The organism is Sphingobacterium sp. SGR-19, assembly GCF_011043555.1.
GTDB lineage: Bacteria > Bacteroidota > Bacteroidia > Sphingobacteriales > Sphingobacteriaceae > Sphingobacterium.
Window position 1 is genome coordinate 40,602 of sequence record NZ_JAAKGS010000012.1, and the last position, 22,305, is coordinate 62,906.

14 protein-coding genes are annotated in these 22,305 nt (G+C 43.9%); 9 read left to right on the plus strand and 5 right to left on the minus strand.

The window, feature by feature from the left end; genetic code table 11:
* The first annotated feature begins 136 nt into the window (after positions 1-136).
* Positions 137-1,378: a competence/damage-inducible protein A gene (locus G5B43_RS18015; RefSeq protein WP_165296193.1), complete on the plus strand. Its 1,242-nt coding sequence runs from the start codon at positions 137-139 to the stop codon at positions 1,376-1,378.
* 100 nt (positions 1,379-1,478) lie between these two features.
* On the plus strand, positions 1,479-2,873 hold the full coding sequence (locus tag G5B43_RS18020) for a dihydrolipoamide acetyltransferase family protein (protein ID WP_165296194.1): 1,395 nt from the start codon (positions 1,479-1,481) through the stop codon (positions 2,871-2,873).
* Positions 2,874-2,912: 39 nt separating this feature from the next.
* Here the strand turns inward: G5B43_RS18020 and G5B43_RS18025 are convergent, their stop codons facing one another.
* Both G5B43_RS18025 and G5B43_RS18030 read right to left on the minus strand, forming a co-directional pair.
* Positions 2,913-3,206 carry a hypothetical protein gene (locus tag G5B43_RS18025; RefSeq protein ID WP_165296195.1) on the minus strand — a complete coding sequence of 98 codons (294 nt, stop codon included), beginning with the start codon at positions 3,204-3,206 and terminating at the stop codon, positions 2,913-2,915.
* 102 nt (positions 3,207-3,308) lie between these two features.
* Complete coding sequence (locus tag G5B43_RS18030) at positions 3,309-4,700, minus strand: MATE family efflux transporter (RefSeq protein ID WP_165296196.1); 1,392 nt, start codon at positions 4,698-4,700, stop codon at positions 3,309-3,311.
* Between the two features lie 124 nt (positions 4,701-4,824).
* Between G5B43_RS18030 and G5B43_RS19635 the strand changes: the two genes are divergently transcribed.
* Both G5B43_RS19635 and G5B43_RS18040 read left to right on the plus strand, forming a co-directional pair.
* Positions 4,825-5,328 (plus strand): twin-arginine translocase TatA/TatE family subunit, encoded by a 504-nt coding sequence (locus G5B43_RS19635; protein WP_165296197.1) that lies wholly within the window; start codon positions 4,825-4,827, stop codon positions 5,326-5,328.
* Positions 5,329-5,402: 74 nt separating this feature from the next.
* On the plus strand, positions 5,403-7,634 hold the full coding sequence (locus G5B43_RS18040) for a Tex family protein (RefSeq protein ID WP_165296198.1): 2,232 nt from the start codon (positions 5,403-5,405) through the stop codon (positions 7,632-7,634).
* A 35-nt stretch (positions 7,635-7,669) separates the two neighbouring features.
* Here G5B43_RS18040 and G5B43_RS18045 read toward each other — a convergent pair whose 3' ends face one another.
* Complete coding sequence (locus G5B43_RS18045; RefSeq protein ID WP_165296199.1) at positions 7,670-9,037, minus strand: RagB/SusD family nutrient uptake outer membrane protein; 1,368 nt, start codon at positions 9,035-9,037, stop codon at positions 7,670-7,672.
* 20 nt (positions 9,038-9,057) lie between these two features.
* Complete coding sequence (locus G5B43_RS18050) at positions 9,058-12,543, minus strand: SusC/RagA family TonB-linked outer membrane protein (RefSeq protein ID WP_165296200.1); 3,486 nt, start codon at positions 12,541-12,543, stop codon at positions 9,058-9,060.
* Positions 12,544-12,749: 206 nt separating this feature from the next.
* Between G5B43_RS18050 and G5B43_RS18055 the strand changes: the two genes are divergently transcribed.
* Positions 12,750-13,049: a hypothetical protein gene (locus G5B43_RS18055; RefSeq protein WP_165296201.1), complete on the plus strand. Its 300-nt coding sequence runs from the start codon at positions 12,750-12,752 to the stop codon at positions 13,047-13,049.
* A gap of 1 nt (position 13,050) precedes the next feature.
* Here G5B43_RS18055 and G5B43_RS18060 read toward each other — a convergent pair whose 3' ends face one another.
* Complete coding sequence (locus G5B43_RS18060; RefSeq protein WP_165296202.1) at positions 13,051-17,382, minus strand: translocation/assembly module TamB domain-containing protein; 4,332 nt, start codon at positions 17,380-17,382, stop codon at positions 13,051-13,053.
* Positions 17,383-17,459: 77 nt separating this feature from the next.
* On the opposite strand from G5B43_RS18060, the gene tsaD reads away from it, so the two are divergent.
* The 4 genes from tsaD to gldM all read left to right on the plus strand — a co-directional run bounded on the left by tsaD (position 17,460) and on the right by gldM (position 22,025).
* Entirely contained in the window at positions 17,460-18,461 is a 1,002-nt protein-coding gene (gene tsaD, locus G5B43_RS18065; RefSeq protein ID WP_165296203.1) for a tRNA (adenosine(37)-N6)-threonylcarbamoyltransferase complex transferase subunit TsaD, read from the plus strand.
* Between the two features lie 79 nt (positions 18,462-18,540).
* A complete protein-coding gene (locus G5B43_RS18070) occupies positions 18,541-19,413 on the plus strand; it encodes an energy transducer TonB (protein WP_165296204.1) in 873 nt (290 codons plus the stop codon).
* A gap of 226 nt (positions 19,414-19,639) precedes the next feature.
* Positions 19,640-20,455, plus strand: a complete 816-nt coding sequence (gene gldL / locus G5B43_RS18075; RefSeq protein WP_165296205.1) for a gliding motility protein GldL — start codon at positions 19,640-19,642, stop codon at positions 20,453-20,455.
* Between the two features lie 31 nt (positions 20,456-20,486).
* On the plus strand, positions 20,487-22,025 hold the full coding sequence (gene gldM / locus G5B43_RS18080) for a gliding motility protein GldM (RefSeq protein ID WP_165296206.1): 1,539 nt from the start codon (positions 20,487-20,489) through the stop codon (positions 22,023-22,025).
* The last annotated feature ends 280 nt before the right edge of the window (positions 22,026-22,305 follow it).

A 22,305-nucleotide genomic window follows, 5' to 3' on the forward strand; every position in this document is an offset into this window, starting at 1 on the left:
TCAAATACCCGCATGCCACATTTAAGTGTTAATTAGGGATAGTACAACCTCGTGTGGATGTCCTTTCTGGAGTTTATATTAGATATTAAAAAAGGTAGAGCCGCGTCTAATATTCATTCTCTAATATCGAATAAAAATGAAAGCAGAAATCATTACGATAGGTGACGAGCTATTAAACGGTCAGGTGGTAGACACTAATTCCGCGTGGATTGCCCAGCGTATGGGGGAGCTCCATATTCCTGTCGTCCATATTACCTCTATATCCGATAAAGCGTATGCTATAAAAAAAGCTTTGCAGCAGGCTGAAGAGCGTGCCGATGTAATCATCATGACCGGCGGATTGGGACCTACCCGAGACGATATTACAAAAGCTGCAGTAGCAGATTACTTTGGTACAACACTGGTACGTAACGAGGCTGTATTGGCACATGTACAGGAGATTTTTCATCGTTCAGGTAGAAAGCACATGCCCGCTATGAATATTGGTCAAGCAGATGTATTGGCCAACGCAACGGTCCTGTTCAACGATTTCGGCACAGCGCCGGGGATGGCAGTCGGACATAACGGTAAATATTTCGCATTTTTACCGGGTGTACCATTTGAAATGAAGTTTCTCATGGACAACCGTGTACTACCCATGTTGCGCGATACTTACAAAAGTGATGTATTTATTTATAACACCTATTTAATGACTGTCGGTATCGGGGAATCCCATTTGGCCGAGCAGCTTGCCGATATCGAAGATACGTTGCCCTCGTTTATTTCCTTGGCCTATCTTCCGAGAATCGGGATGGTACGTTTGCGTTTTACAGGTGAAGGAACGGATATGGAAGCTTTGACAAGTTTAACGAATAGCGTTAAGGAACAAGTGGTGGAGCGCGTAAAAGATCATGTCGTTTCGGTAGACAATCGTTCATTTGAAGAAGTTTTGGTGCAAACTTTTACGGATACAGGTGTTACACTTTCCACTGCTGAAAGTTGTACGGGCGGTTCCATTTCAGCACGGATTACAGCAGTCCCTGGTGCCAGCCAAATGTTTCAAGGCGCTGCAGTTGTTTATTCTAATCGGGCCAAGATAGATGTTTTAGGTGTTTTACCCGATACATTAACACAATATGGCGCTGTCAGCGAGCCGACTGTCAAAGAAATGGCGGAAGGGGCAAGACGTGTATTCGGTACGGATTATGCTATTGCCACAAGTGGTATTGCTGGGCCCGGTGGAGGAACCGAAACAAAACCGGTTGGAACAGTCTGTATAGCCGTCGCGGGGAAATCCGAAACACGAACACAAACGTTCCATTTTAAAAACGATAGAGCGATCAATATAGAACGTACCGTTGTAGCAGGATTAACGATGCTTTGGGATATATTGAAATAATATTTTATTTTTGACTCATTATAAAATATTATGTTTTGTTTAATTGAATTTGTTAGATTAAATGTTAATTTAGTAAATCATTCAACGAACTTAGGTCAATATGGGTATATATAAAGTGGTGCTTCCAAGGATGGGAGAAAGTGTTTCCGAAGCGACCATTACGAAATGGGTGAAGGCAATTGGAGATTCCGTTGAGGAGGATGATCCAATTGTGGAGATAGCGACAGACAAGGTAGATTCTGACGTTCCCGCTCCGGTAGCAGGAAAATTGTCCAAAATTTTCTTTGAGGAAAACCAAATAGCACAAGTGGGCGAGGTGATCGCATGGATTGAGGTAGAGGGCGAAAATACCGTTCCTGAGCCTCAGCCAGAAGCATCTCAAAATATCACAGAACAGCATACTAACACGGAAGAACCGCCGGAGGTTGCCTCGGTTATAGAGGAAGAGGAGGCTCCGACATCGGATATTCCCGGGACGGAACTATTGGCAGAGCAAATGCGTGAAAAGACAGTGATACATTCCGGTTCGCGCTTCTATTCTCCTTTAGTCAAGAATATCGCCCAAGAAGAAGGGCTTAGCCAGTCGGAGTTGGATCATATTCGAGGTACAGGTGCAGAAGGCAGGGTCACTAAACAGGATATACTCGATTACATTGCCAAACGCGCAACAGATTATCCCGAAATCGGATCACCAAAAGAATCTCCTAAAACGACATCAGCGCACGTACGGACAGTTCCTATGGAAGAAAGGCAGGAAAGGGATGGCGCTGCGAAAGCTGTAACATCTGGTGATGAAATTGTAGAAATGGATCGCATGCGTAGGCTCATAGCGGATCACATGGTGCATAGCGTTAAAACGTCGCCACATGTGGCGTCCTTTGTAGAAGCAGACGTAACCAATTTGGTCAATTGGAGAAATAAGATCAAGGATAGCTACAAAAAGCGGGAAGGCGAAAATATTACTTTTACCCCCATTTTTATTGAAGCTATCAGTAAAGCGTTACGTGACTTTCCAATGGTTAATGTGTCCGTTGACGGACATCAAATCATCAAGCGGAAGAATATTAACATTGGTATGGCGGCGGCATTGCCTTCCGGCAATTTGATTGTTCCCGTTATCAAAAATGCCGATCAGCTGAGTTTGGTGGGATTGAGCAAATCTGTCAATGATCTGGCACACCGGAGCCGGCAGAATCAACTGAAACCTGATGATACGCAAGGAGGAACTTTTACGTTTACCAATATTGGCGCTTTTGGAAATATTATGGGCGTGCCGATTATCAATCAGCCGCAAGCAGCCATCTTGGCTGTGGGTACCATTAAGAAGAAACCTGCTGTTCTGGAAACGGAACACGGCGACGTCATTGCTATTCGCCATATGATGTACCTGTCTATGTCCTATGACCATCGAATCATCGATGGTGCTTTAGGAGGTACCTTCTTGAAACGTGTTGCGGATTATCTCGAAAACTGGGATACAAGTCGGGAGATTTAAATAACAAAAAACGGCGTGTTTTTTACACGCCGTTTTTTGTTATTTAACATTGTTAATAGCGTCTTGCTCCCTCAATTTATCAATATTGTTCTTTTCGCTGTATTCTTCCGTTTTTTCCTGAAAAGATTCCAAGATTTCCCGAATAGAATCGGCATTGTCTGCGGTTCGCTGATAAATATCGGGCATTTTGGACTCTATGAGTTTGTCGCCCAACTCTATGTTGTCTACTTCAATTTTGCCTATCTTTTCTAAAACAGCCTGCTGACTATTTCGTACATCTTCCAACTCTCTGGCAATCTTTTCCATCAGATTGAATTTTTTCAACTTGTCCATATCACATTTTGTTTTAGTTCCTTATAATAAAACGTATTTGGACGTAATTTGTTTGAAAAATATATCCCGAAAGTACGGTCGTAAACGCATATGGCGATGTCCTTAGGGGCATGTGTTATTTCGGGAATAGAAACCAAACCTATCCATCCGCTGCCGGATAATACGACGGTAGCGCATATACAACAATATCGAAGAAGTCAGTAATCCGAGCGAAAGCCCATACCATACACCCTGCACACCCATATTGAAATAGATGCCCAAAAGATAGGCTGCGGGGATGCCAACAATCCAGTAAGCAATGAACGTGATCAGGGTGGGCACATTGACATCTCCCATTCCTCGTAGAACCCCCAGTCCAACAACCTGTGTACCATCAAACAGCTGGAACAGGCCAGCAATGATTAAGAGTTGTGCAGAAAGGCCGATAACAGCTTGGTCGTCGCTGATTATCCGGGGCAGATATTGGTTGAAGACCGCAAAAATTAACGCACAGATCAACATGAAGACAATAACCAGGTGATAAGAAACGGTAGCAAACTTCTTTACACGCATCATGTTGCGTCGCCCATAACTATGACCGGTCTTAATCGTTGCCGCAGAAGCGATACCACTTGCCATCATATAGGTCATAGCAGCTAGGGTAATGGCAACCTGATGGCTGGCCTGTTCCACGGCACCAATTTTTCCAGCAATCAAGGAAGCTGCAGCAAAGGATCCCACTTCAAAAACATATTGCAATGCCATGGGGGCACCAATTTTGAAAATGCTCTTTATCCGGGCGAGTTCCGCATGGAAAAACGAAAATGTTTTCGTGTATAAACGGAACCTTTCGGAACGGAGAACATAGAAGCCCATCGCCAACATCATCAAAACACGGTCAATTAACGTAGCATATCCAACCCCCACGATACCCATTGGTTTGATGCCGAACATACCTTTCACGAAGATAACCGCCAAAATCACGTTCAGTACATTGCCCCAGATCGTGATGTTCATCGCCTGCCGGGTAAATCCAAGTCCCTCGGCAAACTGTTTGAAGGTATTGAAAGCCATCAACGGGATAACGGAAAACATCAATACCAATAAATAAGGCTTTGCCGTTTTTACGACTAGGGGATCCTGATCAAGATGTTCCATGGCGTACATCGACCCAAAACCAATGAGGCCAAATAGCACAATAGCGGTGGCAATATTTAACCAAAGACTGTTGGATAGTAATTTTCCACATGCTTCCTTGTCGCCTTTGCCGTTGGCTTGCGCGATAAGTGGTGTTAGACCATAGGAAACACCAAGCCCGATCACCATAACCACAATGAACACCGAGTGTACGAGGGAAACCGCCGCGAGAGGAATCGTTCCCGCAAATTTACCCACCACAACCGTATCCGCCGTTTGCACAAGGGTATGTCCCAATTGGGAAATAATGACAGGGCCGGCAAGTGCAAATGCACTCCAGTAAAAATGTTTGTTTTGTTTGTAGTAATGATGTAACATAGTGTTTCGCGAGTGCAAAGATAATCGTTTTTGTTACTAAATAATTACATCAAAATTTGGAGGAAACGTAAATTTACACTTACCTTAGTTGCTTGTTAAGAAAGATTAAAAGGAGAAGGATAAAATGACTTTAGGATTCTTGAATATCGGCACACAGGAGATGATACTTATTGTCATTGTCATTTTGCTGTTGTTTGGCGGAAAGAAATTACCGGAATTGGCGAGAGGATTAGGACGCGGAATTCGCGAGTTCAAAGATGCGTCGGATGGCATAAAGCGGGAAATTTCAGATCAGATAAATAATTTTGAAAAGGATTTGGATGTAACCGTAGAGGATACACCTGCTACTAAGACCAGATCCCAAACAATCGCAGACGAAATTAATCAGCCAAAAACAGAGGCCGTTGACGAGGAAGAGGAAACAAAGAAGGAGTTTCCTAAGTTTACGACGCCGGCGAACACGGTGCAACATCACCCCGGTGAACAGCCATCTTCCGAAGATGAACATTACACCTACGGGTACAATGATCATTTTGCGGATGAAAAGAATACGGTGGAATCCTCGGAGTCCGAAAAAGCGCAAACCAACACGTCGGCTTCCGATACGGAGCAGCCTAAAAACGTTTAAATTTATTTATTGTATAATACTATTCGAAAAGCTGTTGGTAAATTCCTACAGCTTTCTTTTTTACTTACTTAAATATGGCATACGAAATTATTATTTCGCAGGAACTGGGGGTAAATAGCCGTCAGGTGTCCACAACCATCAGTTTACTGGACGAAGGAGCAACCGTCCCGTTCATCGCCCGTTACCGTAAGGAAATGACCGGTAGTTTGGACGAAGTGCAGATTACCTCCATTCGTGATCGCGTACAGCAATTGCGCGATCTGGACAAACGTAAGGAAGCGATCTTGAAATCTATTACAGAGCAGGGGAAATTAACGTCCGAGCTGGAACAGCAGATTCAAGAAGCGGAGACAATGGCTATTCTGGAAGATATCTATCTGCCATTCAAACCAAAACGTAAAACCCGTGCATCCGTAGCGAGAGAAAAAGGTCTACAGCCGTTGGCTGACAGATTGCTGCTACAGGAGAAAGATGATATATCGATATTGGCCGCTGATTTTATTAATTCGGAGAAGGGTGTGGCATCGGAAGAAGAGGCCTTGGCGGGTGCCCGCGATATTATCGCGGAACAGATTGCCGAAGATGCCGAAGTTCGTGCGAGAACCCGGAAAATATTTTTGGAGAAAGGGCTGTTTGTTTCACGTGTTGTTCCTGGAAAAGAAGAGGAAGCGTTGAAGTACAAAGATTACTTTGAGTGGTCGGAACCACTTCAAAATGCGCCATCTCACCGGGTGTTGGCCATGCGCCGTGGCGAGAAAGAGGAAATGCTCTATCTTGACATTACTGTAGAGGAGGAAATGGTGCTTTCGACTATCGAAAAAATCTATATAAAAGCCAGTAATGATGTTGCTGCGCAAGTACGACTCGCCTTGCAGGATGGCTATAAAAGATTGTTGAAGCCGTCCATGGAAACCGAGGTGCGGGTATTGACCCGGCAAAAGGCAGATGAAGAAGCCATCCGCGTTTTTGCAGACAATGTCCGTCAATTACTGCTGGCGGCACCTTTGGGACAGAAGCGCTTATTGGCGCTGGATCCGGGATTCCGTACCGGATGTAAAACGGTTGTATTGGATGCGCAAGGTGCACTCTTGGAGAATACTACCATCTTTCCGCACAATGGCGCAGGAGGTTTAGCGGAAGCTGCAAAAACAGTAGAATTGTTGGTGAAACGCTACGATGTAGAAGCGATCGCTGTTGGTAATGGTACTGCCGGCCGCGAGACGGAAGAATTTGTCCGCAAGTTGGGGTTAAAAGATGTTACAGTCGTGATGGTCAATGAATCTGGCGCATCGATTTATTCCGCTTCGGAAGTAGCCCGCGAAGAATTTCCGGACTACGATGTAACGGTTCGCGGAGCAGTATCTATTGGTCGACGATTAATGGATCCTTTAGCGGAACTGGTGAAGATTGACCCTAAATCCATCGGGGTAGGCCAGTATCAGCACGATGTCGACCAAAACAAACTGCAAAGCTCGTTGGATGATACGGTCATTTCCTGTGTGAACGCGGTAGGTGTGGAGTTGAACACGGCATCGAAACAGATTTTGGCGTATGTCTCCGGACTTGGACCCTCCCTTGCACAGCAAATCGTGAATTATCGTGTAGCGAACGGGCCATTCAAATCACGTAAGGAACTGAAAAAGGTTCCACGTTTAGGAGATAAGGCCTTTGAACAGGCAGCAGGTTTCCTGCGTATCCGTCACGGCGAACATCCGTTGGATGGTTCCGCTGTACATCCTGAAAGGTATCCGCTGGTAGAGCAAATGGCAAAAGATCTCGGGGCCAACGTACAGGATTTGCTAACAGATGACGCGCTGCGCAAGCAAATTGATCTAAAGAAATATGTTTCGGACGAAGTGGGGCTTCCGACGCTAAACGATATTATAGCAGAGTTATCTAAACCAGGCCGTGACCCGCGTGAGCAGTTCGAAGAGTTTAAGTTTACGGATGGTGTGAACAGTATAAGCGATTTACGCATTGGTATGAAATTACCGGGTATCGTTACGAATATCACCAATTTCGGAGCATTTGTGGATGTTGGTGTCCATCAAGATGGTCTGGTACATTTAAGCCAACTTGCCAATCGCTTCGTATCTGATCCGAACGAGGTTGTCAAGGTGCAGCAGCGTGTTATGGTGACGGTAACTGAAATCGATGAAAAGCGAAATCGTATTGGTCTGTCGATGAAATCCGATGAAAAGCCTCCGTTGCTACGTAAGCGTCATGACAATCAACGTAAAGCGAAGACGCCCGAAACCGATATGGCGAGTAAATTAGCCGCCTTGGCAAGTAAGTTTAAATCATAATATAAAGGGCAGACGCGAATGTCTGCCCTTTGTTGCTAATACCCCGGGTTCTGCTCTAGGATATCCGGACGGAGATTGATTTGCGCTGTAGGAATTGGATAAACAAACTGATTTTCGTTTGTTAATGTTTCATACTTTTCCACCGCCAGTCCTGTTCGGCAGAAATCAAACCATGTCTCACCTTCGAAGAGAAGTTCCCGTTCCTTTTCCTCCTGTACAAACTTGACAAAACGATCTACAGAAGTAAAATCGCCCTTATTTCTTGGTACGCCTGCCCGTGTTAATACTTGTTGAAGTGAATGAAATGCGGCATCACTTACACTATTGTTAACCCTCGCTTCTGCTTCTGCATGAATGAGTAAAATTTCTGCCAGACGGATGATGGGGAGGTTCTGAGTTGGTGGAGTCGCGTTTGGAAATTTTCCCATATAGTAACGATCATTTGATCCTTGAAATATGGAGAAATCTTGTCTTTTATCGCCAATCTCAAATAGTTCACGGATAGACTCGTCTTTTACATAAAAAAGCATACTGGCATTATCGTTACTTACCGATGCCAGTGTATTGGTTGTTTGATCATCAAACTGCAGCTCAAAAATAGATTCAGCTGAATTTTCGGAGGCCCAAATACTACCGAAATCGTCTACCAATTGAAAGTTTTCCGCATTGATTATGTCCGCGGCTGTACTTGCAGCTAAGGCATAATCGTTTGTGATAGATGCTTGGTAAAGATAAACCTTGGCTAATAAGCCTTGTGCCGCGGCCTTTGTTGCTCTACCTTTGGTTGCTTCGGTCGTTTCGTGCGCCTCAGGAAGTTCTGTAATGCTTTCGACAAGATCTTTTACCAGTTGCTCATAGATGGCAGACGGTTCAGACTGCGGAATAGCTATATCTTCGTCCTCCGTAGTCGCTGTTAATTTTAATGGTACACGACCAAAAGCGCGTACCAAGAAAAAATAGTTCAGCGCACGAACAAATTTCGCTTCACCGATAAATTGTGCTCTTTTTTCTTCGGAAATGGTGTTTTCGGGCATTTCGGATACGCGAGCGATGATGTTATTGGCCGCATTGATAGTTGTGTATACCCCTTGCCATACGTTCGCAACCCACGGGTTGGTTGCGGTAACCTCGTGTGTTTTAAAATTTTCGTATTCTGGAAATATAGCGGCGTGGGAAACATGACCCGCTGAAAACTCGGGTACAATAACCATCGTCTGTCCGTAGGTAAACGAGCTGGTCATGGTGCGGTACATCCCTATTGCAGCGGAATTAGCATTGGTTTCTGAATGGAAATAATCGTCTTGCGTGACTTGCGCGAGTGGCTCCCGATCCAGGAAGCTCTCGCATGATGTAAAACCAGAGAGCAGCAAAGCGGATAAAAATAATTTGTGTATCGTGTTCATAAGTATATGCATTTAATAGATTAGAAAGATAAATTAACACCGGCAGTAAATATGCGTGGCTGCGGATAACTACCATAGTCATATCCGTAGATAAGCCCCGTATTGGCTCCGCCGTGGCTGGAGCTTACTTCCGGATCGAAGCCGCGGTATTTGGTAAATACATACGCGTTTTGCACGGTGATATATGCCCGAAGCCTGTTTACCTTCATCCGTTCTGTCACCGCTTGTGGAAGCGTATAACCTAGTGTGATATTACGTATACGGAAAAAAGAACCGTCCTGCACAAACCGATCGGAGATGGCGCCATTATCGAAACTACCTGGGCTCGGACGAGGCATGTCCGTAATATCACCGGGTTGACGCCAGCGATCTACCCAATCAATGAAAGCATTTGAACTGGCATTATATCCCTCTAATCCCGAAGCTAATGTATAGTTAAACATCTCATTACCGTAACTAAATTGCCCCATCACGCTAAAATCGAAGTTCTTATATTGGAAGGTGTTCGTGATACCCCCGAAAAAGTCTGGGTGCGGATTGCCGATGATCTGTCTGTCCTCATCACTCGTCGGTGTAGTCGGTTGACCGTCTTGTCCAACGTAGTCGATCATACCCGTCTCGGGATTAACACCAATCATTTTCCAACCATAAAAAGAACCTAAAGGTAATCCCGCCATAGCGATATTCAGACTGCCGACACCACCTAAGATTTGGTCGACCCCGTCGGGTAGCGCCAAAACCCTGTTGCGGTTGAATGTCATGTTTAAAGACGTGGTCCATTTAAAATCGCCGACTAAGTTGCGCGTAGTCAACTCAAATTCGAACCCTTTGTTTTCAATATCGCCGGAGTTAGTAAATCGGTTCATGTAGCCAGAGTTGGTCAGGATAGGCACACCAATAAGAAGGTCGGAAGTTTTCTTATGGTAATAGTCAGCTAAAAGGAAAATTCGGTCATCAAATAATCCAACGTCAATTCCGACATCGGTCTGCGCCGTTGTTTCCCATTTTAAGTTTCTGTCGCCTAAAACCGATGGAATAAAACCGGGCATCCCCAAGTAGTTGTTCCCACCCGCGTAAAGGGAATAGCTGGCGTAATTGCCGATATTTTGATTACCGGTAATACCCCAACTGGCCCGCAGTTTCAAATCACTGATAACAGGAAGGTTTTGTATGAAGTCTTCCTCTGACAGACGCCATGCCGCGGCAAGGGAAGGAAAGGTCGCCCATCGGTTATCGCTACCGAAGCGGGATGACCCATCGGTCCGCAAATTGGCTGTTAAGATATATTTCTTTTTATAATTATAATTTACACGCGTGAAAGCGGAGGCGATAGCCCACTCTTCTGGATACGCATCTGCCCGTGTGATGACACCACCAGCATTGATATGCTCGATATCATTGGAGGGGAAATTGGAACGTTGTCCATGGACAAACTCCAGTCGGGATTCCTGCACGGAGAATCCACCCAACGCATTGAGTTGATGGTCGCCAAATAGCTTGTCAAATGTTAAAGTTGTTTCGTTGATCCAAAGCTGGTCGCGTGTATTGCGACGTGCACCGATACCCCCCTGGCTTGCAAAGGAGCGGATGCCATTCGGGGGCATAAAAAATGTCTCGTCGATAAAGCTGATGTCGGTTCCAAAACTTGTTTTCAATGTTAATGACGGGACAAATTGATATTCAGCACTTGCATTTGCCAACACGCGCCAGGTCTGCGCATTATTTACCGGTAAATTGAGCATAGCTATAGGATTTTCCCGTGACAGGCTGACCTGGTCATAGACGTAATCTCCGTTATTGTCGTACACCGGTATATTAGGAGGAGAGAAAATACCTGTTTTCGTTGGACCTTCCTTTGAATTTTCTTCCTGTATGCGATCATTTTCCGCTCGTGTCACATTAATCGCCGTTGCAAACCTTAGTTTATCATTGTGCTGATGATTTAGGTTTATTCGACCGCTGATTCTGTTAAAATCAGAGTTGAGCATGATTCCCCCTTGTCGCATATAGCCCAATGATGTGTAATATTGTGTTTTTTCACTTCCCCCGCTTGCGGAAAGTTCGTAGCTTCTTGTGCCGGCTTTCCGGAACATCGCATCTTGCCAATCCGTGTTGATATGGGGATTAGCTAAAATTTGGTCTGGCATGGTAGAGGTGGGGTCGTCCTGTTCTCTAAAAAAATAATAATCCCGCATGTAGTCTTGGTATTGTGCCGTATTCATCATTTCATATTTGCGTTCGGATGGCATTTCCGAATACCCCTCGTACATGTTGAAATGAAATTGGCTTGTGCCCGGTTCACCCTTTTTAGTCGTAATGAGGACGACACCGTTGGCTGCCCTAGCACCGTAAATAGAAGAGGAGGCTGCATCCTTTAGTACTTCGACAGACTGTACGTCGGAAGGGTTGAGCGAAGAAAGAACATTGATCCCCTGCGTACCTCCACCAAAGTTAAAATCTGAACCGCCCGTAAAGTTCGTTGTGCTATTTACCGGAATACCATCTACGACGTATAGCGGATCGGAGCTCGCATTTATTGAAGTGGTACCACGTACCCGGATGCTAAGCCCGCCACCAGGTGAACCGGATTTCTGTGTCACCTGAACTCCGCCGGCTTTTCCTTGGATAGCTTGCGGAATACTGGGAAGTACTTCGTTTTCGATCTCATCTGCTCCTATGCTGGAAACCGAGCTGGCTAATGTGGCACGTTCCATCGTGCCATAGCCAACCGCCACTACTTGTACAGATTCAATAGTCTTTGATTCTTCACTCAGCAACACATCTATTTTTTCTCTATTGTTGAGCGATTCCTCATATTCCTTATAGCCAACCGCACTAAACACCAGTATATCGCCGGTATTGGCTGAGATACTGAACCGACCTTGTTCATCCGTCGCCGCTGAAGCCGGTTGTCCTTTTACCGACACGGTGACGCCCGTAATTGGTCCATTTTTATCACTAACGGTGCCTTGGACGACGTTTTGAGGATTCGCTGTAGAATCAGTTGATGTCATGGCTGTTGTCGGAGAAACCGGAGAAGTCGGCGATGCGGCAGTAGTATCTATAACCGTTGAATCTGTGACGGTAGTATCCCCCGTACCGGGTGCAGAATCCGTTGCAGCCGATGAATCCGCTTCTGCTATTTTTAGTATGACATGTATCTCGCTTCGGTTATTTACAGGTTCTTCGTGTCGTGCGAAATCTGTTTTGTTAAAAATCAGTGAAGCATCGGGCTTCATCTCCAATGTAAATAGACCTTGATCGTCGGATACGGTATTTACGGATTCTCCTTTTACCGAAACAATAGTACCTGCTATAGCATTGCTCCGTTCATCTTTGACAGAACCATTTACGGTAATCAGAGAATCTTGTGCATCGACAGATGCTGTCCAAAATAAGTTGGGGTTGTCGAAATTTTTTTTGGAAGGAAGATGAGCGTCGTTTGAGGAGAAGACCCAACAAGGGCTAAGTAATAACAAGGGAATAGCATAAAGGGTGTGTTTCATAAGGATATCGATTTACGTTCAGATCATTTGTTTTATTTATGTTCACATAGTGTAACAAACAACTAGTTTTAATAGTTCTGTATCTATAATATTTTTGTTACAAACACCTAACAGTAACGTGTCTTTGGTAAGAAATAGTATTTATTTTAGGAAAAAGGCGTAATTTGTTGGGAATAAATGATTGTATATTTATAAGTGAAGCAACTATGACCTACGACGAATTCATATTTTCGATTGAGCATGCGGATATCGTTCCAGATAAATTGAACGTCCATTTACAGGCACTTTGGTATGACGCGAAAGGAGATTGGCAAACGGCCCATGATTTGATTGATCATCTGGAGGATCGTGTCTCAGCACATGTGCATGCTTATCTACATCGTGTAGAAGGGGATTTATGGAATGCGCGTTATTGGTATAACCGTGCTAAACAGCCGGAATATAAAGGCAATTTGAAAGACGAGTGGGAGCAATTGGTGAAAGGGCTTATTGCTTATGACTCATAGCTTATTGCTTATCTTTTATCGTCCTCTTCCGTTCGTTCCAAAGCCATAATTTTCGCCAGAATTCAGATAGTGAGTTGAATTCCTGTCGATAAACGACGCCCACGGCGCTGATATAATCACTATAAGGCGTAAACAGGAAATTTCGGGTGTTAAGTCTATTGTATGCTCTTAATACGAGGTTTCCATCTTGACGTAAACGGAACGTGACCTCTGCATCGGTAGCTATCTGATCCGAGAAGAGCATGAGGTCATTAAGCTGGTTTTGGCTACGATCGGTAACTCCCCCCGTAAATACCAAGCGGTCATCGAAAAAACGTAAGGAAGCCGACGCATCGTTGAAAGACCGGATATTGAGGTCTAAAAAGTTCATATTGAGCGATTGCGAGATGATACTATTCAGCTGATTAAATGCGATTTCCGTTCCTGCGGATAAAAGTGTATTATTGACTTCGCGGCCAAACTCCTGTGTAGACGCAGGAGTAAAACTCCTTCGTACGATAAGACTGATCGCTTGCTGGTTGACGTTATTGATATCGCTCAAATAGCCTTGGAGTTCATCTTTGATATAGGGTGTCTGCGGAAAATTAAGGTCGAAGGAAACATCAGGTTGTGATAAAGTGCCTTTTAATATCATGTCGGCCTGTGCTAGGATACGGTCATTATTTTCCGCTCGACCAGCTGCATTGTATAGGGGAGCAATCGACGTCCGTTGCTGGTAAGTCGCGCTCAGATTAATAGTCGCTTCGCCAGGATTACCTGCCCATCTAATCGTTCCGCCTTCTTTCAGATCAAAGAACTTGTTAAAGAAATCTTGTGCGGTAAAGTGGAATTTTCCGGAGATAACATGATAGTCTCCGAACATCTCAAAATCGCCCAAACTGGATATACGTAACGAAATATCGCCGGTACCAACACCTGTTAAGGAGCCGATATTGTTTTCCAGATTAATTTCAGCATCTGGTGTCACGGCAATATCCATATTCATGGTTAAACCTTGAAAAAGCCTTTTAGAGACAGGTGTTTCCTGCTCGGCGGAATCCGGATTGACGAAATAGATGAAGTCATTATCACTTACTTTCAATGAAGTATTAAAAGGAAGCGTGATAACGGTATTGGGATTTGGACGTACATCAATATCCATAACCATCGCACTGGTGGGGCCGTTGAAGCGGAAAGCACCCGATGCGTAGGCTGTGCCAAAAAACAACTCATTATCTTTCCTAACTGTGTTTAGAATCTGGAAGTTATCTGTTGTCACATGAACAGCCAACGTGGGGTCACTGAGCGTATTCAAGTTGATTTCGCCGTTTGCTGTAGCTGTGGCATTTCGGACATCGTTTAGTAGCAAATCGTTTAAAAAGATCGAATTCTGTTGGATGATGGAATGTTGATTCGAGATGCTGTATTTCGTTTGCAGGTAGTTAACAAAAAAAGACGCTTCTTTGATATGAGCTGTTCCATTGATTTTTGGTTGCCGGATCGTACCGTTTATAGTTACGTCGCCGCTCATAGTGCCGTATAAGTTGGAAACGAGTGTGCGCAGGAATGGTTGCACTACACCCAAATCTATATCTTTGGCTGTTCCTTTTAAATGTAATGCGTCATCTTCGGAATTAACGTCATACGAACCACTAAGCCTAATGCCGTCACCATCTACATCCAATAATTGAGATTGGAGCTGTATGAGTCCGGTTTGCGGATCAAAATCGGCATCGACCTGTAGGTTGCCTATAGGGAGATTGTTGTAGACAATAGGGGTAGTCGAAACGTTGGCAGACAGCGTTGGCGAACCAAAGACCGAATAAACTTGCATTTCTCCACTAAGATGCCCAATCAAGTCAATACCCAGCGGTCGCGTGATTCCGGATAACGAAGCTAGACTAAAGTCTCTAAAAGCGATGTCAAGCTTATCGTCTTCATCGGAAAGGATCCCGTTTAGGCTAACCTCTTGGCGATCTCTGGAAACAAGCAGGTTGTTTAGATAGAACTTGCCTTTAGAGACGCGGAGGTCTGCTTCTTGATTGATGTCCCATGACTCGTTGTTTAAAACAATCTGCGATTGTTCAAACCGGATATTGGCAGGCTGGTTATAGGCAAAATGTATGTTTCCATTTAATTTAAGATAATTGGGGCGAGTTGTTTCCGAGAGGGAAATATGAAAGGTCAGACTGTCGTTTGCCAGTACATTATTGATGGTGACATGATCGACATACGCGGAGTCAGAAATACTAAAACGGTCGGCCGTCACATCCAAAGAAAAAGCTTGGTCATCGGCGTTTTCCGTAAGGGCGAGATTGGTGATTTTCATTCCTTTGTAGGTCACAACGGGACTGAAAGCCTCAAAATTTGCCGTATAATGATCGGACGAGAATTTCGCCGTCAGGTGTGCACCGTCTTCAAGCTCTAAGTTGGGATCGAACAGTGCGGATATAGGAGCAAAAGATTTGACGTCGACATGCAAATCAAAGTTCTGTGGATTATAGGGCTGCGTTTCGAGATTGATGGCGGGGGCATAACGCATAGCAAGCGACCGAAAATAGGCACCAATACTGGACAAATCTATTTGTCCCGACATCACGCCATCAACAACGTCGGATTTAAGAGTCAACTTTTTGGACTGTTCGTTGCCTTCCGATTCAAAATCTAGATAGTTCATAACAAAATCGCCTCTTGTGGTGCTGAACTGTACATGATCAGAGGCAATATGACCGTTTAAGGAATTCAATGAGTTTCCGTGTAGTTTTGCCTGAATATTGGATTGGCTCACGACAATACTGTCTTTGTGGTAAAGGTGCAACCTTTTTAGGTCGAGGTGCGCTACGGTAGAATTAAATTCGTACATCGGAATGGAATCTTGCCAATTGACTTCGCCGTTGAAGTCTAAAGCAGCATTTTGGTCATCAATTTCGCCATTAGCAAGTAAAACCTCACCCAGCATCTCTCCTTCAAATTCGACGTGTCGATAAGGATAGTTTTTGAAGAGAAGATTGGATAAATGACCGTGCGTGGTTAAATGTAATGATTTCGCATCTGTTCCTTTACCATCAAACCGAAGGTCAAATCCCGTTTTTCCGATTTCCTTGGAATGTATGAATTTTCCCAAATCAAAGGAATCCGCTTTTGCTGTACCGGTATATTGTAGCGTGGGCTTTATGGTGACGGTACTCTCGGTAGACAACGAACCCAGCATTGTTGTAGCTTTTCCATGCACATCAAATAGATGATAATATCCGTCAAGTGTGCCTTGATATTCCACCGTTTCCAAAAGATGGAGTTGATCTGGAAGGGAAAACGAAGATTGGTTGGATAGGGCAGGAACAAGCTCTTCGATATCTTTTGCAGACGTTTGGAGTTTGGTCAAGGCGAAATGGAATCTCGTTTTGTCAATATCCGGTAGGCCGTCAATCGTAAAATCGCCTTGTAGACTGGTTTGTGTTCCCGTCTTTAGATATACATCGCTTGCCCTTAATTGTTCGACGGTTCCCGATACCGATGCTTGAACAACATCCGTTATGAACCGAACGTTTACCACTTCTGGTGCAAAAAATTCAATATCTCGGGAATCCACCAAAGCGTCGCTAAGCGTGCCTTCAATTCCTACTTTCTCAATGAAATCCGAGAAGTCGCTAAAATTATCATAATAAAAAGCAAGGTAATCGCCTACTTTGGAGCGGTTGGTGTGCAACACAAGGTCGGTAAATTCCATCTTCTTGCCAGATACATACGATTGTGCACTAAACTCTTGCAGGTATAATCCGCTTTTTTCTTTGAATGTGAGTTGTTCTACGTCTACGCGCAGGGTGGTGTCAGTGTAATGGACCGCTTTAAAATCGCCCGAAATATCGGTTAAATCCAGATTACTGAAATCTACGCCACGATTATGGTGATTAAAACGATGGTCGGTAAGCTTGAAACGATTATTGTGCAAGGTGACATGTTGCAAGTCCAGCCGCATTTTCGTTGTTTTCGGTGTTTGCTCTTGCTTTTTAGGTGAAAAGTAGTCAATCAAAAAACTGAGATTGGTACTGTCTTTATATATCTCGTAATTAATAAAAGCACTGTCTAACGTCACCTGTTGGATACCGATCTGGTTATTCCATATTTTTACCAGCGAAATACGTGCGGTTGCACTTTTAGCCGAAAGCAGTGTTTTTCCGCTACGATCGTTGATGAAAAAATTGTGTAGCTCCAGCGAACTGAAGGGTTTGAAATATACCTTTTCTACAGAAATGTCTGTCTGGAGTTCTTCACTCAGATAGTTGGCGACCTTTTTTGTAACATAGGTTTGTACCGCGGGATAGCGTAGTAGAAAAACAGCTAATACCGTTAGCAAGACAATGCTAAGCGAAGTAATCAGCGCTATTTTAAGTATTTTTTTGATATTTTTGTGTTCTATTTAAACATTGTGCAATGGCTGTTATCCTCGGTATCGAGTCCTCCTGTGATGAAACTTCCGCTTCTATATGTATAGACGGTGAAATTAAATCAAATATTATTGCCGGTCAAGCAATTCATGCAAAATATGGAGGTGTGGTACCCGAATTAGCGTCGCGTGCACATCAACTACATATCATCCCGACCGTGGATGAAGCCATTCAACAGGCAAAAATACATAAAAATGATATCGATGCGGTGGCTTTTACGCGAGGTCCCGGACTTTTAGGGTCACTTTTGGTCGGTACGTCGTTCGCTAAATCATTTGCACTGGCTCGTCAGATTCCGCTGATTGAAGTCAATCACATGCAGGCACATATCCTTGCTCATTTTATCGAGGAACCGAAACCCAGCTTTCCTTTTCTTTGTCTTACCGTATCAGGCGGACATACACAGATTGTATTGGTGAAGGATTATTTTGATATGGAATTGCTCGGACAGACGCTTGATGACGCTGCTGGAGAAGCTTTTGATAAAACCGCTAAAATACTGAATTTGCCCTATCCCGGAGGTCCGCTGATCGATAAATATGCTCGGGAAGGAAATCCCGCCGCCTATAAATTGCCCGAGCCACAGATTCCGGAACTGAATTTTAGTTTTTCTGGCCTCAAAACCGCTATTTTATATATGGTGCAGGCGGAAGAAAAGAAAAATCCCAATTTTTTAGCGGAAAATATGGCTGACGTATGTGCTTCGGTGCAACAACGTATAGTCTCGATTTTATTGAATAAGTTGAAGAAAGCGGCGAAACAAACCGGCGTAAGGGATATGGCGATTGCGGGAGGTGTTTCTGCCAATTCGGGGCTTCGTCAAGGCTTGTTAGAGATGGGGAAGCAATGCCATTGGAACGTATTCATTCCCAAATTTGAATACTGTACCGACAACGCCGCTATGATTGCCATTGCGGGTTACCATAAATATCTGCGCAACGAGTTTGTCGGTCAAGATATAGCGCCGTTAGCGCGGATGCACGTGTAATTGTACACAAAATAAATTATGGAATTTTCTCTTTGTTGTCATCATGAAAGAAAAGATGTAAACCTTAACACTTTTCGTTATGTGGAACAACAAATTAGATATTTATGAGAAAGAATGGCTGGAAGTTGTTTTTTCTTCCCGGAACCAAACCTATGGTGCGTATGATTTAAGACGTCAATCTGCTGCAGCCACGAATAAGGCCTTGCTTACTGTCATGTTCGCTGTTGCCTTACTGGTAGGTGGAAAATATGCCTACGACCGTATGCCGGGTATGGCCTCGGCTCCCGTGATTGAAGACAATATACCTGTAACACTTGATCAGTTGGTCATTCCCGAAACACCAAAAGAAGAGGAAGTAATCCTTCCGGCAGAACAACCTGTCCAAAAGATTGCACAAGACCCACCTGCACAGGAATTAATCCGTTTTGTAGAACCTGTCGTGACAGATCGTAATAGGGCAGTCGAAGATGTGGCTTCGCAAGATGATCTAAAGGACAAGATGACTGCGCGGCTTACGCTTAAACCAGTGAAGGGCGGTTCTTTTGTTGCCAAGGGGGAATTTGGACCTACGAAAGAATTGGGAAATATCACGGGAAAAGCGTCAGGTGATCCCAATGGGAGCGTATTAAATAACGGGGAGCCGTTTGTGTCGGTAGAAGTTATGCCGGAGCCCGTCGGTGGTATGTCCGCATTTGTGAATTGGGTCGGAAAAAACTACGCGTATCCCGATAGAGCGTTGGAACAAGGAATTAAAGGAAGCGTAATCGCTACGTTTGTTGTGGAAACGGATGGCTCTTTAACCGATATTGCGATATTGAGAGATATTGGTTTCGGTACGGGGGATGAGGCTATCCGTGTGTTAAAAAAAGCGGCAAAATGGAAGCCAGGCGTCCAGAACGGGCTCCCCGTTCGGGTAAAATATACATTACCGATCAAATTGAACACGTTTTAAATACCAAAGATCGTTTTTAGTTACCATTCTGAACGCAGTTTCGTCTGACATGCTTAACGTTGTGAAGAATACTAAATCTCGCCGCTCGTAATTTGTGGTATTTTTATTGCTAGTACTTTGGAATCGTTTCAACATACGAGCTATGAAAAGTAATATTTATGAACCAAATCGCGTTTTGATTCATAAATCGTTCGAAATATCATCGTGCTACTAAAAATTAATAAATATGAGCGTAAAGAAAAAAGACAATTCAAGATGGTTACACGTTGCTATCTCTTGGGGAGCTAGTATCGTTATTGTTGGTGTTCTGTTTAAAATACTTTATATAGGAGGCTCGTTCGCCAACTATATGATCGGTATTGGTTTAGCGGTGGAAGCCTTTCTATTTTTCTTAATGGGATTCAATCCACCTCCAAAAGAGCCCGCATGGGAGAGGGTATATCCTGAATTGGACGAGGATTACGCCGGAGAGTTGCCGCAACGATCTGCTGCACTTAGCCATCAACCGGCAGGGCCGTCGGCGACAGCGGCGTTAGACAAGATGTTTGCGGAGGCAAAGATAGAGCCTGTACTGATTGAAAATCTGGGAAGAGGTTTGCGTGATTTTAGCGATAAAGTGTCGGCTATTAACCAAATATCTGATGTGTCGTTCGCAGCAAACGAGTTTACCGAAAAGTTAAAGCATGCGAGTTCGAAATTTGATAATCTCAGCATGGCTTTTGAAAAAGCTTCTGCCAACCTTGTCGCGATGTCCAATACAAACATGGATACCGCCGGTTATCACGAGCAAGTGCAGAATCTCACAAATAACCTGAAATCGCTGAACGAGATGTACGAGCGGGAATTACGTGATTCGGCATCCCATCTACAATCCATGAATCAATTCTATGAAAGCTTAAGTTATACAATGAAAAACTTCAATGAATCCCTAGATGACTCGAAGGTATTTAAAGAGGAAGTGAATAAGTTGGCTAAGAATCTGGCTGCTCTGAATACTGTATATGGCGGTATGTTGACGGCGATGAATCAGCCACGTGTGTAGGAAAATCATTTTATAACAAAAAGGTAAAAGAATGGCTTACGGAAGAGAGACTCCAAGGCAACGCATGATCAATATTTTATATTTGGTATTGCTGGCCTTACTCGCATTAAATGTACCAAACTCGATATTAGATGCTTTTAAGAATATCAACGACAGTCTGGAAGCTTCTAAAACGAATGTTGACAATTCTGTCGAACAGTTGTTTGCTGCATTTGAGAGTACAAAACTAAAAGAAGAACCGGAACGGGCGAAACCGATCTATGAACAAGCTAAACAGGCTCGTGCTGTTGTAGATGAACTGGATCAATACATTAATGAATTAAAACAGGAATTTGAGAAACAAGGTGGTGGATATGATGAGGACACCGGTGATTTGGTACGACGTGAAAACGCAGATATTGCACCTCATCTTATGATTAATGGCAAAAGAGGGGTGGAATTAAAAGAAAAGATAAACAGTACCCGCGAAAAACTGTTGTCGTTATTAAGTGAAGATGACCGGAAATCTGTTTCGTTTTCATTGGAAGCACAAGATCCGGAGAAATCCGTCAATGGCAAAAGAAAATGGGAGGATGTTAATTTTGGAAGCGGAACACCTTTGACGGCTGCAATGGCTACACTAACTAAAATACAAGTCGATGCGCAAAATGCGGAATCCGATGTCGTGAAGCTTATTTTGGGCAAAATGGATCAAGCCGTGGTGAATCTGGATAAATTTGCAGCGGTAGCGGTAGCGCCTACATCCTATCTTGTTCAGGGTCAGCCATATACGGCGGAAGTTTTCTTGACCGCTTCAGATTCCAAATCAGAACCATCGATCAGTGTCAATGGAAGTGCGTTAAATGTAGTGGATGGAAAAGGTGTCTATACGGTGCCTACCAACCAAGAGGGTATTTTTACCTGGACGGGAACCATCCAAGTAAAACAAACGGACGGTACGGTTAAGGAATACCGTACACCTGAACAGACTTATCAGGTAGCCAGACCTTCGGCTGTTGTTTCACCGGATAAGATGAATGTATTGTATATCGGCGTAACGAACCCGATTTCTGTGTCCGCGCCAGGTACTCCTACGAATAAGATCAATGTAAGTATGAACGGCGGTGGCGGTCGTATTTCTGGCTCTGGAGGGAAGTATAATGTTACGGTGAGTTCGCCTGGAACGGCCCGCATATCGGTATCCGCCGAAGTTGCACCGGGCAAAACGCAAACATTGAGTACAACAGAGTTTAGAGTCAAAAGAATTCCGGATCCAATTGCTAAATTCGGAGGAAAAACGGGAGGCAATATGGCGACCGTGGCACTTAAAGCTCAGAACGCTGTGTTTGCAACGTTGGATAACTTTGATTTTGACGCTAAATTTAAGGTCACTAAATTTAGTATGATTATCGCCAAACCAAGGGCAGACGCTATCGTACTTTCTACCAATGGAGGAACGTTAAGCTCCAGTATGAAAACAGCCTTAAACGGAATTGTTCCGGGTACCAGAGTGATATTTGACAATATTATAGCGGTAGGTCCGGATGGATCTCCACGACAATTGAATGCAGTTGCGTTAACAGCGAATTAGACGCAAACATGATCTATAAAAAAAGGGGCCGTATCAGAACATAAACTGATGCGGCCTCTTCATTTTTTACGTTTTGGTTGGAAAGCTGATATCGTTTCTACCACATACCCTCACGTTTGTAAATAATATATTATCGTTTCTTAATATACAGGTAATATGGGAATTGTAGGTTTGTGAACGAATAGCGTATAGTTTAGGGAGCACAATGTTTTTAAGCTGGTACACACTATCGAAATGAAATGGAGGGTCAAAATCTATAGTTACGAAACACAATAACAAG